This is a genomic window from Rhizobium sp. CBN3 (assembly GCF_030518245.1).
Taxonomy (GTDB): domain Bacteria; phylum Pseudomonadota; class Alphaproteobacteria; order Rhizobiales; family Rhizobiaceae; genus Rhizobium; species Rhizobium aethiopicum_A.
In genome coordinates this window covers 105933-119372 of sequence record NZ_JAULSE010000016.1, presented here as the reverse complement: position 1 = coordinate 119372, position 13440 = coordinate 105933, and the positions used below count along the sequence as shown (strand labels likewise).

The following is a 13440-nucleotide window of genomic DNA, read 5'->3' as shown; positions in this document are numbered from 1 at the left end:
CAGGAAAGCAAGAGGCCGCCACGCACCTGGCGTGGCGGCCCCCTATCCTATTGCTCGTGGGAAAGCCGATCAGCTGCGCGGCAGCATGCCCTCGACATCGGCGGCCGCATCGTCCAGCGCTTCCTTCGGTTCGGCCGACTGATCGACGATGCGCGAGAGGTTGTCGACGATCGTCTGCGTGACCTTCACCCCGTTGGAGCCCGGGAAGGCATACCAGGGGATCATCACCGGCATCTGGCTGAGGCCTGCCTGGAACAGCGGGTTCTGCTTGTAGAAATCGCCGAGATATTCGGGTGACTTGGCGGCAAGCTCGTTGTTGGGGACATAACCGGTGCCCGGCACGGCAACCGAGGCGCCGTAGGGGCCGGCGGCGAATTTGGCGAACTTCCAGGCGGCGTCCTGCTTGGCAGTGTCATGCGTCAGGATGACGACGGCGTTGCCGCCCGTCGGCAGGCGGCCATTCACCGGATCGATCAGCGGGATCTTGGCGGTGCGCAGATCGAACTTGTTGCCGACATTCTTGATCGTATTGCGCAGCGCGCCGGTCGTCTGGAATTCGAAACCGACCTTGCCGGCCGCGAAAGCTTGCTCACCGGCAGGCTTGGTGAAAACGGGCATGCCGCCTTCGGTGACCAATCGATGCAGGACTTCGACGGCCTTCTGGCCTTCCGGACCGTTGAAGGCGACCTTGCTTTCATCGTCGCTCAGCATCTTGCCGCCGGCGCCGAAGAGCAGCGCGGAAAACATCCAGTCGTCGCCCTGCCAGCGGAAGTCGATACCGTCGACGCCGTTGCCGAGCGCCTTGATCTTGCCGCCGAGCGCGATGACCTCGTCCCAGGTCTTCGGCGGATTGTCGGGATTACCGCCGGCCGCCTTCACGAGATCGGCGTTGTAATACATGATCGGATTGGAGGTCGCGAAAGCGAGGCCGACCTGCTTGCCCTTGACCTGGGCGAGCTTGAGAATCGTGTCGGAGAAGCCCTGCTCGGCCATGTTGCCGTCCTTCTGGACGAGTGGGCCGAGATCAACGGCGACGTCGCGCTCGTCGAGCATGCGCAGGCGGTTCAAACCGATGAAGGTGATGTCGGGCATTTCGCTGGTGCCGGCCTGGCGCAGGATCGTCTGGATGCCTTCCTCATAGGTCGCAGACGGACTGGCGAACTGGATTTTGATATCAGGATTTTCTTCCATGAACTTCTTCGAGATCGTGTCCATCACGTCCTTGAAGAAGCCCGGCATCGGGTAATGAACCGTCAGCGTGGTCTCGGCCTGCGCGGGAAGCGCGACTGCCATCGATACGGCCGCTGCGGCGAGCAGCTGGGTAATAAGTTTCATCGCTCGTTCTCCTGAGTTGAAGCCGGTCAGCCTTTGAGACCGGTCATGGTGATGCCCTCAACGAAACGCTTCTGCGCAAGCAGGAAGGCGGCGACGAGGGGAAGGGTAATCATGAGGGTGGCGGCCATCAGCGCGCCGTAATCGTCGCCGGCTTCGGCGGCGCGGAAATACATCAGCCCGAGTGGCGGTGTGGCGTAGTCCTGCTTGCTGATGACGACCAGCGGCCAGTAGAGATCGTTCCAATGCGCGACGACCGAGAAGATGGCGAAAGCGGTGACGGCCGGCCAGGCATTCGGCACGATGACGCGTGCGACGATGCCGAGCTCCGACATACCGTCGAGACGCGCGGCATGGATGAGATCATCCGGCATGGCGCGAAAGAACTGCAGGAACATGAAGATTGCGAAGACCGAAATGGTGAAGGGCGCAACGAGGGCGGCGTAGCCGTTGAGCAGCGAGGCGCGGTCGAAGGCGACATAGAGCGGCAAGGCGGTCGCATGGATCGGCACCAGCAGGCCGAGCATGACCAGCACCATCATGGCGCGGGCGGCGCCGAAGCGCAGCTTCGCCATCGCATAGGCGCAAGGGATCGCCACCAGCACCTGGAAGAAAAAGATCAGCCCGCAGACGACGACGCCGTTCCACAGGAGCCGCGCCATCGGCACCCGGCTCAGGGCCTTGGCAAAATTCTCCGCATAGGTGAGGTGCGCCGGGATCAGCGACAGCGACGAGGTGAAAATATCGCTCTGCGCCTTGCCCGCCGCCGAAATCATGAAGACGTAGGGCGACAGGAAGATGATCGCGCCGAGGGAAAGCAGCGTCAGGCGGATAATCCGGCTGAGGGAAAAAGTGCTCGTCATGTGTAATGCACCCGCCGATCGAGGATGCGGTACTGCAGGAACATCAGCACCACGAGGATCAGGAGAAAGACAACGGTCATCGCCGAGGCATAGCCGACACGCAGGTAGACGAATCCTTCCTGGTAGATGGTAAAGAGCAGCACCTCCGACGCCTTGTTCGGCCCGCCTTCCGTCAGCGTCTTGACCGTCTCGAAGACCTTCACCGCGTTGCTGATGCTGATGGTGATGACGAAGAGCGTGGTCGGCCCGAGCATCGGCCAGGTGACGAGCAGGAAGCGATCGAGGGCGGATCTGGCGCCGTCCACTTCGGCCGCCGCGTAAAGCTCGCGCGGGATCGCGGTCAGCCCGGCCAGGAACAGCACCATGTTGAAGCCGGCCGACTGCCAGACGCCAATGATCGACAGGCTGTATAGCACCGTGCCGGAGCTGCCGAGCCAGTTCGGGCTTGGCAGCCCTGCAAGAGACAGCAGCGCATTGATCGGGCCGATGGTCGGATGAAACATATATTGCCAGACGGTCGCCATAGCGACGATCAGTGAGGCGACCGGCAGGAAATAGGCGGTACGGAAGAAGCTGCGGGCCGCGGTCTCGCTCTCGATCAGCATGGCGATACCGAGACCGAGCATGATCGAGACGGGCGCGACGATCGCCGTATAGAGCGTCGTATTCCCCAGCGACTTGCGGAAAGTACGGTCGGTGATCAGGTGCGCGTAATTCTCGAAGCCGACGAACCGGAACTTGCCGTAGCCGAGTTCGAAATCGGTAAAGCCCAGGAAGATGACAGCCGCGACCGGCAAAAGCACGAAGAGGAACAGCAGGACGATCGCCGGCAGCACCAGCATCCAGGCGATGTGGGCCTCGCTGCGCCGATGCGCAACGGCGGAATTGGCTGGCATGGCCATGGAGACGACGCTAGCCATGCGCCCTCTCCCGCGCGATGTCGCCTGCGGCGAGCCCATTGCCGGCCTCGGCGCGAGCAGCCAGCCGGCTGCCATCCTCGGCGAAGGCCATCGTCCGCCCCATGGCGAGCCGTAGCCCGACCGCATCGCCGGCGGCGAGACCCGCAGCTTCTGGCGGCTGAACCTTGGCGATCACGGTCTCGCCGATCGCATCGAGGCGGCAATAGAGGATGACCTCTGATCCCAGGAACTCGACGCGCTCGACCCGGGCGGCAAGCCCTTCCTGGCGGTTCCGGTCGAGAGAGACGAACTCGGGGCGAATGGCGAGCGTGACCGGCATCTTGCCGGCGGGCGGGTTTTCCAGCGTCAGGCGCAGGTCGCCAAAGGCAACCACACCGTCCTCGGCTTGCGCCGGCAGTTGATTGATGCGCGGCTGGCCGATGAAACGGGCGACCTCGATATGGGCGGGATCGTCATAGATGACCTCAGGGCTTGCGATCTGCAGCAACCGGCCGCCCATCATCACAGCGACGCGATCCGCCATCGACAGCGCTTCCGCCTGGTCATGGGTGACGTAGAGCGTCGGCACGCCGGCGCGGCGATGCAGATCGACGATCTCGCCGCGGGCGTGGACGCGCAGGTTGGCGTCGAGGTTGGACAGCGGCTCGTCCATCAGGAAGATGCTCGGCCGGCGCACCATGGCGCGGGCGAGCGCCACACGCTGGCGCTGACCGCCGGACATCTGGCCGGGCTTGCGGTCGAGCAGGTGCTCGATCTTGAGTGATGTCGCCATTTCCCGGACGTCGCGGGCGATCGCCGCGCGGGTGGCGCGCTGGCCCGGCATCAACGAGCCGATGAAGGGCAGCCGCTGCATCGTCGACAGTCGGCGCATCGCCAAGGGCACGGCGATGTTCTCAGAGGCCGTCAGATGCGGATAGAGGGCGTAGGACTGAAAAACCATGGCGATGTTGCGATCGGCGGCTGCCACGCCCGACATATCTTTCCCGCCGATCAGGATCTCGCCGCGATCGGCGTGGTCGAGGCCGGCAAGCACGCGCAGCAGCGTGCTCTTGCCGCAGCCGGAGGGGCCGACCAGCGCGATGAATTCACCGGCCTCGACGTCGAGGCTGACGCCATCGAGGATCTGGTTGCCGCCGAAAGCCTTGGCGATGCCGCGAAGCGAGAGCGCGCTCATTCCGCCGGTTCCCGCTGCTTGACCGCCTGGGGATAGACCTCGTGGACGACATCGTCGAGCACATGCGCGGTCATGCCGGGCACGGCGACGATTGCGCTTGCCACGTCCGCGCCGAACTCGTGGACGACGGCGCCGATCAGGCGCTCGCCCGGCATTTCCCGCTCCATCTTATCGATGATGAAAGCGGCCGACGGGCCCCATGTCAGCTGGGTGTTGCCGAGGCCGCCCTGCCAGGCCCAATGAAGATGGCCGCTGGCGAAAAGAGCCACGTCGTGGGCGGCGATCAGATCGTAGAGCCGCTGGCGCTGAGCCGGCCGGACGCTCCAATAGCCGGTATCGCCTTCGTCGGGTGCATCCACGAACAGCGGCTTATGCGCGAACAGCGCCACGCGCCGCCCGGCCCTATCTTCGAGCGCCTTGCGAAGCCACTCGAACTGGGCCTCCTCCTCCTCATCTTCATGGCCGAGAAGCAGCGAATTCAATCCGATGAGGCGCCAGCCGGCTGCATCTTCCAGCCAGCGATCGGGGCCGGCAAGGCTGCGCCAGCGGGCCAGCCGCTCGGCATTGACGGGCTGGTCCGAACCCTTGAGGTGGCCGACATCATGATTGCCGGGAACGATCAGCATCGGGATCGATACCTGGCGCATGAGATCCATCGAGAAGGTGATGTCCTCGTCCTTGTCGGCGCCGTCGACGGTAAGATCACCGGTATGGAAGATCAGATCGGCGTCGGTCTCCTCGATCCAGCTCAGAAGCGGGGCCCAGTTGCCGTTGAAATGCGGCTTGTTCGGGCTGAAATGGGTGTCGGTGATCTGAATGATTTTCATGGGCGCGCGCGTCTCCGAGAACCTCGGAAGCGTCTCCTGGACGCTCCCTTCTCGGGCCCTCTCTAGAAGGCTCCCATGTCAATCAGACATCCGCGGTTTTCAGCTGTTTTCCAGTTTTGACATCAATCCGTCACACAGACGCAGGCCGGCGCCGAAGAGGGCCGGCTAACCTGCAGGATTGGATGGAGATCAATGCCGCGGCGCGTTGGCGGGAATGGACGATACAGTCGCCGAAACCGGGTCGCTTGCCGGAAAGGTATCTTCGAGGCCTTCGTTCAGCTCCTCTTCCAGCGTTTCGCTATCGTGGGTGGAACGCGCGCTCGGCTGGCCGACGAGGCCCTTGCTGCCTTCGTCGAAGTTGCCGTTGCTCAAGGCGTCATACCGGTTGATGCTGCCGTCCGCGTTGCGGGCGGAAAAGGCGGTCAGCTGAACCATCATCACCTTGGCGTGGTCGAGCGCCGTCGAACTGTCGAGTTCGCCATGAGAATTATCGATTTTCACGGCAATCGACTCTCCTCCCTCGCCCAGGAATTCTACGGTGAGGAAGTTGCCGGACTGTGTCACGCGCGTATCGACCAACTGCATGGGAACCTCCTGTGTTCATGCCAAACCAACGGCGATCAGCATCAGGAGTTCCACGGACGACGCCATTTCAATGCGAATGCATGCGCGCAGAGGGTTGGATCGGCTGAAACTCGGCCGGCATTTATGGTTAATTTATTAATAATTCGGGGTTTATGATTGGAACCATGCGGCCTTTCCGCATGTTGATACTGCGCCGTGGAGGAACCTCGATGATCCTGAAAATCCTTGCTCCCAAGATCGACGTCGACTGCCATGATACCGGCACCTACCCTGACGGGATCTTCGCCGAAAACCGCATCGACCTTTCGTCGCGCCGCGACGACCGCCGTCGTTCGCCGCATGAGCGCGATTACGGCGCCGACAGAAAACTGGAAAAACTGCCGCTCGGCTTCGTCTAAGCAGCCTGCAGAAGGCCACAACCTCCTCTTGCCGGCCGGATGATCCCGGCCACATTCTCCTTTGACGCCACTCGTGCAGATCAGGAGAAGCCTTTGCCCTGGATTGCCTACATCGCCCATTTCATCGCCGCGGCATTTCTGGCCAACGGCATCCCGCATTTCGTCAATGGCGTCAGCGGCCGGCGCTTCCGCACCCCGTTCGCCAATCCCAGTTCGCCGGTGGTGAATGTCGTATGGGGCTGGGCGAACTTCCTCATCGCCTTCCTGCTCTTTGCCAATATCGGGCCGCTCTATATCGGCACTCCGGGCGATACGATCTTCGCCGCGGCCGGCATGCTGGTCACCGGCATCCTGCTCGCCCGCTTCTTCGGAGGTGACGGGATTTAGAGCTTTCCTACGCACATGTTACTTGCATGATGATAGTCACTCCTGTACTGACATCTGCCATGCAGCGGACAAGTTTCAGCCAATTCAAATGCCCGGCGGCACGCGCGCTCGACAGCGTCGGCGACTGGTGGAGCATCCTGATTCTGCGCGACGCCTTCCAGGGGCTGTCGCGCTTCGATGAGTTTCAGAAAAGCCTCGGCGTGGCCCCGAACATCCTGACGCGGCGGTTAAAACATCTGACGGACCAGGGCCTGTTCGAACGACGGCTCTACCAGCAGCGCCCTGCCCGGTACGAATATCTGCTGACAGAAAAAGGCCGCGATTTCTTTCCGGTGCTGATGGCGCTGTTTTCCTGGGGGAGCCGGCACATTCCGGAAGAGGATCTCGCCTTTTTGCTCAGCGACGCCGCCTCCGGCAAAGCGCGCGAGACGGTGCTTGTGGACGCACGGACCGGCGAAGAAGTAACGCCCGAAAATACCAGTCTGCTCGCTGGACCAGCCGCCGACGACGAGGTGCGTGCGCGGATCGCCCGCATGCGCGCCTGGTATCTCGGCATCGACGCATAGAGAGGAAAATACCATGGATCGCATCGTTGTCACCGGCATGGGACTTGTCTCACCACTCGGCATCGGCGTCGAGCCTGCCTGGAAACGTCTCGTCGACGGCGCCTCCGGTCTGAGGGTGCTGCCGGAGGATGTTGTCGGCGAACTGTCGGCCAAGGTTGGCGGTGTCGTTCCCGGCATCACTGAGGATATTGAGGCCGGTTTCGACCCGGATCGCTCGATCACGCCGAAGGACCAGAAGAAGATGGATCGCTTCATCCAGTTCGCCATGGCGGCGACGGAGGAAGCGGTGAAGCAGGCCGGCTGGATGCCGACCGACGAAGGTTCGCGTGAGCGCACCGCAACGATCATCGCTTCGGGTGTCGGTGGCTTTCCTGCGATCGCCGAAGCAGTACGGATCGGCGAGACGCGGGGCGTGCGGCGGCTGTCGCCCTTCACCGTGCCCTCCTTCCTCGTCAACCTCGCCGCCGGCCAGGTCAGCATCCGCTATGGTTTCAAGGGGCCGCTCGGCGCGCCGGTGACGGCCTGTGCCGCCAGCGTCCAGGCGATCGGTGATGCGGCGCGGCTGATCCGCTCCGGCGAAGCCGATGTAGCGATCTGCGGCGGTGCCGAGGCCTGCATCGACAAGGTGAGCCTCGGCGGCTTCGCCGCCGCCCGTGCGCTCTCCACCGGCTTCAACGAGACGCCGGAACTGGCCTCGCGGCCCTTCGACACGGCGCGCGACGGTTTCGTCATGGGCGAAGGCGCCGGCATCCTGGTGATCGAAACGCTCGACCATGCGCTGGCCCGCGGGGCCACACCGCTTGCCGAACTCGTCGGTTACGGCACCGCGGCGGATGCCTACCACATGACCGCTGGCCCCGAAGATGGCGATGGTGCGCGCCGGGCGATGGAGGCCGCACTCAGGCAGGCGAAGATTCCGGCCTCGGGGGTCAGGCACCTCAACGCGCATGCGACGTCGACACCGGTCGGAGACAAAGGCGAAATCGCTGCGATCGGCACGGTCTTCGGCCGCAATGGCGCCATTGCCGTCAGCGCGACGAAATCGGCGACAGGCCATCTGCTCGGGGCGGCCGGCGGGCTGGAGGCGATCTTCACCATTCTTGCGTTGCGCGACCAGATCGCGCCGCCGACCCGCAACCTCAATGAAGCCGATCCGGCCGCCGACGGTATCGATATCGTCGGCAAGACGGCGCGGCGGCTGGCGATGGACTATGCCATCACCAACGGCTTCGGCTTCGGCGGGGTGAATGCCAGCGCCCTCTTCCGCCGCTGGTCGTAAAGTCCGCTTTCCTTGTGCTGAAATTCGCCTACACTTCCGCTCTATCGGGGGCTCGCTTCCCGACGGAGCCGGAGATCAATCCATGCGCGCCTTTCTCGCAGTTCTCATTCTGTGTGCCGCGTCCGCCCTCTCTCCTCTCTCGGCCCATGCCGAAGATCCGATCGACACGACGCGAACGATGATCGAGGAACAGATCAAAGCCTTCCTTAAGGACGATGCCGAAACCGCCTATTCCTTCGCCGCTCCCGGCATCAAGGCGATGTATCCCGACAAGAACCTGTTCTTCGCCATGGTGAAGAAGAGCTACGAACCGGTCTATCATCCCGGCAATTACGCCTTCGGGCGCAGCCGCTCGATCGACAACGGCGCGCTGATCTATCACGAGGTGCTGATTTCAGGCCGCGACGGTAAGGACTGGACAGCGATCTACCAGGTCACCCGCCAGCCCGACGGCAGCTACCGGATCAATGGCGTGCAGATCATGCCGGATGCAGACAGCAAGGGCATTTGACGCCAGTTTTGCGCCCGCTCGCAAGCCGGTAGGCGCACGGTCACGTTGCGCTAACAATTTCGAAATCCTCCTGGGGTAACAAAATGCCGACGGAGGGTTGTAACCGTGAATAGTGGCAAGCAATTTTTTACAGCTCTTGAAGCGTTGCGAGGAATTGCGGCCATCATGGTCATGTTCCTGCATACGGGTGGTACGCTTGGCCCGATGCCGGCAAATATCAGCTACCTCGGTGTAGACCTCTTCTTTCTCTTGAGCGGCGTCGTTCTGGCAAATTCATATGAAAAGCGCCTGACGGCGGGAGAGATTTCCCCGGCCGGATTTCTCCTGCACCGTATCATTCGGCTTTATCCGCTCTATCTTCTTTCGCTTCCTGTCGGCTTTGTCAGCTATGCGCTTCAAAGCGACCTGGAGTCGCCGGCAGGCCTCATTGTCAGGGCGATCCTGCTCATTCCAAACGGAAATCCGAACGGGGCATTTCCTTTGAACGGACCCAGTTGGTCGCTCTTCTTCGAACTCTGGGCCGGACTGCTGTTCGCCGTTCTTCTGATACGGCTGTCTTTCAGAACCTTGCTTGTTATCGCGCTTGGGGCTGCCTGTATCACCACATATGGGGCATGGGTCGGAGGCAATTTCGATATTGGACACCAAGCAGGCTACTTCGCATTTGGCTTTTCGCGAGTGCTGTTCTCGTTTTCACTCGGGATATGCCTCTACAGGTTATATGACGTCCGAAAACCGAACACGGTCAAGAACGGCAACATTACGGGCCTTCTTATCTGCGGTTGTTTGATCCTGATCACAAACATACCGGCCATCATATTCTTCGGCTTCCCGTATTTCGATCTTTCAATATGCCTCGTGATTTTCCCGGCTATCGTTTGGATTGCAATGCGCACGACGCAGACCGGCCGAGTGGAACTGCTATTCGGATGGTTGGGGCGGCTTTCCTATCCGACCTATATCCTGCACGGACCGATATTCAGCCTGCTGCATGTACTGCGGCAGCAGGGCTTCAACCTTCCCGCCTCTCCAGCAGCCGGCATGATCGTCGTCATAGCGATTTTCATTTTGGCTGGCGTTATCACCACTCGCTTTGACGAACCGGTGCGCAAGAAACTTAGAATGATGGTTTCGCCGAATCCACCGTCTGCGGCCACCCAGCCGGCCAAGTAGGCTCAGGTGGCGCTTAGACCGGCTGGAGATCACCCCTCGCCCATTCCTCCATCGTCTCCGCCATGAAGTCGGCGAATCGGCCTTCGGCGATCGCCTTGCGGATGCGCTGCATCAGTTCCTGGTAGTAGGCCAGATTGTGCCAGGAGAGCAGCATACCGCCGAGGGCTTCGTTGGCGCGGACGAGATGGTGGAGATAGGCGCGCGAATAATCGCGCGAGGCCGGGCAGTTCGACTGTTCGTCGAGCGGGCGCATATCCTCGGCATGGCGGGCATTGCGGATATTGACCTTGCCGCGGCGGGTGAAGGCCAGGCCATGGCGTCCGGAGCGGGTCGGCATAACGCAGTCGAACATATCGATGCCACGGGCGACGGATTTGAGGATATCGTCGGGCGTGCCGACGCCCATGAGGTAACGCGGCTTTTCAACGGGCAGGACGGGAAGCGTCTCTTTCAGCATATTCAGCATCACGTCCTGCGGCTCGCCGACCGCAAGACCGCCGACGGCGTAGCCTTTGAGGTCGAGCTTGGTGAGCTCCTCGGCCGAACGGATGCGCAGCGCCGGGATATCGCCGCCCTGGACGATGCCGAACATGGCCTTGCCAGGCTGCTCGCCGAAGGCCACCTTGCAGCGTTCGGCCCAGCGGAGCGACATTTCCATGGCACGCGCGATCTCCTTCGGCTCGGCCGGCAGCGCCACGCATTCGTCGAGCTGCATCTGGATGTCGGAGCCGAGCAGGCCCTGGATTTCGATCGAGCGCTCCGGCGACATGTGATGCAGGCTGCCATCGACATGCGACTTGAAAGTGACGCCCTGCTCGTCGAGCTTGCGCAGACCGGACAGCGACATGACCTGAAAACCGCCGGAGTCGGTCAGGATCGGGTGTTCCCAGCGGATCAACTTGTGCAGGCCGCCGAGACGGGCGACGCGCTCGGCCGTCGGGCGCAGCATCAGGTGATAGGTATTGCCGAGGATGATGTCGGCGCCCGTCTCCCGCACCTGATCGAGATACATCGCCTTGACGGTTCCGACCGTGCCGACCGGCATGAAGGCCGGCGTGCGGATCGTGCCGCGCGGCATGGAAATCTCACCGAGACGGGCGCCGGCATCGGTCTTCTCGAGCGTGAATTGGAAATTCTCTGTCATCTAGTCTTTCCGGAAAAGAAGGCTCGCGTCGCCGTAGGAGTAGAAGCGGTAGCCCGTGGAAATGGCGTGTTCATAGGCCGCATGCATGGTTTCGAAGCCGGCGAAGGCCGAGACGAGCATGAACAGCGTCGAGCGTGGCAGGTGGAAATTGGTCATTAGCATATCGACCGCCTTGAAGCTGTAACCGGGCGTGATGAAGATGCCCGTGGTCCCGGCCCATGGCTTGATTTCACCACTTTCCCCGGCGGCGCTCTCGATCAGCCGCAACGAGGTGGTGCCGACACAGACGATGCGCCCGCCCCTTTGTTTTACCGCGTTCAGCCGGGCTGCGACCTCCGCGCTGACATAGCCGCTTTCGAGATGCATCTTGTGGTCATCTGTATCATCGGTCTTCACAGGCAGAAAGGTGCCGGCGCCGACATGCAGTGTAACGAAATGACGTTCGATGCCGGCCCTATCGAGCGCCTCGAACAGAGCAGGCGTGAAATGCAGGCCGGCGGTGGGGGCTGCGACGGCGCCCTCCTCGCGGGCATAGATGGTCTGGTAGTCGGTGCGGTCGCGATCGTCATCGGGGCGCTTGGCGGCGATATAGGGCGGCAGCGGAATATGGCCGACGGCGGCGATCGCCTCGTCGAGCACCGGACCGGAAAGATCGAAGGCGAGCGTCACTTCGCCCGCTTCGCCCTTTTCCTCCACCGTCGCATCGAGTGAGCCGATCATGCAGCTTTCGCCGCTGTGGCCGAAGGCGATACGATCGCCCTCCTTGATGCGCTTGCCCGGTTTGGCGAAGGCTTTCCAGCGGCTCGGACCGACGCGCATGTGCAGCGTCGCGGAAATCAATTGGCCGCCGGCGCCGTCGCGATGGCGGATGCCCTCGAGCTGGGCGGGAATGACCTTCGTGTCGTTGAAGACAAGCGCATCGCCGGCACGCAGGAACGACGGCAGATCGGAAACGCGATGATCCGAGAGGGCGCTTGCCGCATTTGCGTCAACGACGAGCAGCCGCGCGCTGTCACGCGGCTCGGCGGGCCGCAGGGCGATGCGCTCCTCGGGCAGATCGAAATCGAAAAGGTCTACGCGCATAAGTGCACTTCCAGGCAAAGCGAAACCCGCCCCACGCTCTCGCGCAAGGGCGGGTTTCAGCAGAAATCACAATCAGACGTCGGCGGCAACCCGCATGGAGACGATCGAGTCCGGATCGGAGACCGGCTCGCCGCGCTTGATTTTGTCGACATTGTCCATGCCTTCGATCACCTGGCCCCAGACGGAATACTGCTTGTTCAGCCACGGAGCGTCGGTGAAGCAGATGAAGAACTGCGAATTGGCCGAGTTCGGGTTCTGCGAACGCGCCATCGAGCAGGTGCCGCGCACATGCGAGGTGGCGGAAAATTCCGCCTTCAGATCCGGCTTGGCGGAGCCGCCCATGCCGGCGCGGCCGGGATTGAAGGTTTCCGAACCCTTCTTGCCATATTCGACGTCGCCCGTCTGAGCCATGAAATCCTGGATGACGCGGTGGAAGACGACGCCGTCATAGGCCTTCTCGCGGGCGAGTTCCTTGATGCGGGCGACATGCTCCGGCGCGACCTGCGGCAGAAGCTGAATGACAACCTTGCCCTTGGTGGTTTCCAGAATGACGGTGTTTTCGGGATCCTTGATCTCGGCCATTATCTTCTCCTCTTGTTTCTCTCGTAACTTACTTCTTGCCCAGGGTGACCTTGATCATCCGGTCGGGACTTTTGACTTCGCCGTTCTGACCTTCGCCGCGCTTGATCTTGTCGACATTCTCCATGCCGGAAACGACCTTGCCGACGACGGTGTACTGGCCGTTCAGGAAGGAACCATCGGCGAACATGATGAAGAACTGCGAATTGGCGGAATTCGGATCCTGCGAGCGGGCCATGCCGACCGTGCCGCGCACGAAGGGCGTCTTGGAGAATTCAGCCGGGATGTCGGGCATGTCGGAGGAGCCGGTGCCGGCGAGGCTGGCATCGAAGCCCTTCTCCATGTTGCCGTATTTGACGTCGCCGGTCTGGGCCATGAAGCCGTCGATGACCCGGTGGAAGGCGACGTTGTCATATTCGCCCTTCTTGGCGAGTGCCTCGATCTGGGCGACATGCTTCGGCGCCACATCCGGCATCAGCTGGATCACCACCGGGCCGTTCTTCAGCTGAATGGTGAGATAATGATCGGCCGACTGGGCCAACGCATCCCCCGCGAAGGAGGCGAGATACAGCACACCGGCAAATGCGAGATAAAAGAGTTTCATGTGAGCTCCATTGCG

The 13440-nt window shown here is 62.0% G+C and carries 16 protein-coding genes; 6 read left to right on the top strand and 10 right to left on the bottom strand.

The genetic code is table 11. The features are described 5' to 3' along the window. Positions 1–69: 69 nt before the first annotated feature. The 6 genes from QWJ46_RS22525 to QWJ46_RS22500 form a co-directional block, all read right to left on the bottom strand. A complete protein-coding gene (locus tag QWJ46_RS22525; protein ID WP_302754024.1) occupies positions 70–1335 on the bottom strand; it encodes an ABC transporter substrate-binding protein in 1266 nt (421 codons plus the stop codon). A 26-nt stretch (positions 1336–1361) separates the two neighbouring features. Then, positions 1362–2195, bottom strand: coding sequence for a carbohydrate ABC transporter permease (locus tag QWJ46_RS22520; protein ID WP_184456642.1), 834 nt, complete (start codon positions 2193–2195; stop codon positions 1362–1364). Then, positions 2192–3115, bottom strand: a complete 924-nt coding sequence (locus QWJ46_RS22515) for a carbohydrate ABC transporter permease (RefSeq protein WP_184456644.1) — start codon at positions 3113–3115, stop codon at positions 2192–2194. Before QWJ46_RS22515 ends, QWJ46_RS22520 begins: the two co-directional genes overlap by 4 nt. Next, a complete protein-coding gene (locus QWJ46_RS22510; RefSeq protein WP_302754023.1) occupies positions 3108–4289 on the bottom strand; it encodes an ABC transporter ATP-binding protein in 1182 nt (393 codons plus the stop codon). Before QWJ46_RS22510 ends, QWJ46_RS22515 begins: the two co-directional genes overlap by 8 nt. Next, positions 4286–5116: a metallophosphoesterase gene (locus tag QWJ46_RS22505; protein ID WP_302754022.1), complete on the bottom strand. Its 831-nt coding sequence runs from the start codon at positions 5114–5116 to the stop codon at positions 4286–4288. The genes QWJ46_RS22510 and QWJ46_RS22505 overlap by 4 nt, the downstream gene beginning before the upstream one ends. Before the next feature lie 189 nt (positions 5117–5305). After that, positions 5306–5701, bottom strand: a complete 396-nt coding sequence (locus QWJ46_RS22500) for a hypothetical protein (protein WP_302754021.1) — start codon at positions 5699–5701, stop codon at positions 5306–5308. A 209-nt stretch (positions 5702–5910) separates the two neighbouring features. Between QWJ46_RS22500 and QWJ46_RS22495 the strand changes: the two genes are divergently transcribed. From QWJ46_RS22495 to QWJ46_RS22470, 6 genes are all read left to right on the top strand, one after another. After that, positions 5911–6099, top strand: a complete 189-nt coding sequence (locus QWJ46_RS22495; protein ID WP_184456652.1) for a hypothetical protein — start codon at positions 5911–5913, stop codon at positions 6097–6099. Positions 6100–6192: 93 nt separating this feature from the next. Beyond that, positions 6193–6486: a hypothetical protein gene (locus QWJ46_RS22490; protein WP_302754020.1), complete on the top strand. Its 294-nt coding sequence runs from the start codon at positions 6193–6195 to the stop codon at positions 6484–6486. A gap of 59 nt (positions 6487–6545) precedes the next feature. Then, positions 6546–7052: a helix-turn-helix domain-containing protein gene (locus QWJ46_RS22485; protein WP_184456964.1), complete on the top strand. Its 507-nt coding sequence runs from the start codon at positions 6546–6548 to the stop codon at positions 7050–7052. Positions 7053–7065: 13 nt separating this feature from the next. Next, on the top strand, positions 7066–8331 hold the full coding sequence (gene fabF / locus QWJ46_RS22480) for a beta-ketoacyl-ACP synthase II (RefSeq protein WP_302754019.1): 1266 nt from the start codon (positions 7066–7068) through the stop codon (positions 8329–8331). A gap of 82 nt (positions 8332–8413) precedes the next feature. Continuing rightward, on the top strand, positions 8414–8842 hold the full coding sequence (locus QWJ46_RS22475; protein ID WP_085778173.1) for a DUF4864 domain-containing protein: 429 nt from the start codon (positions 8414–8416) through the stop codon (positions 8840–8842). Between the two features lie 105 nt (positions 8843–8947). After that, entirely contained in the window at positions 8948–10015 is a 1068-nt protein-coding gene (locus tag QWJ46_RS22470; RefSeq protein ID WP_302754018.1) for an acyltransferase, read from the top strand. Positions 10016–10028: 13 nt separating this feature from the next. Here the strand turns inward: QWJ46_RS22470 and tgt are convergent, their stop codons facing one another. The 4 genes from tgt to QWJ46_RS22450 all read right to left on the bottom strand — a co-directional run bounded on the left by tgt (position 10029) and on the right by QWJ46_RS22450 (position 13425). Then, positions 10029–11159, bottom strand: coding sequence for a tRNA guanosine(34) transglycosylase Tgt (gene tgt, locus QWJ46_RS22465; protein ID WP_302754017.1), 1131 nt, complete (start codon positions 11157–11159; stop codon positions 10029–10031). After that, a complete protein-coding gene (queA, locus tag QWJ46_RS22460; RefSeq protein WP_302754016.1) occupies positions 11160–12242 on the bottom strand; it encodes a tRNA preQ1(34) S-adenosylmethionine ribosyltransferase-isomerase QueA in 1083 nt (360 codons plus the stop codon). A gap of 72 nt (positions 12243–12314) precedes the next feature. Beyond that, complete coding sequence (locus QWJ46_RS22455; protein WP_184456666.1) at positions 12315–12824, bottom strand: peptidylprolyl isomerase; 510 nt, start codon at positions 12822–12824, stop codon at positions 12315–12317. 28 nt (positions 12825–12852) lie between these two features. Next, positions 12853–13425: a peptidylprolyl isomerase gene (locus QWJ46_RS22450; RefSeq protein ID WP_184456668.1), complete on the bottom strand. Its 573-nt coding sequence runs from the start codon at positions 13423–13425 to the stop codon at positions 12853–12855. Positions 13426–13440: the final 15 nt, after the last annotated feature.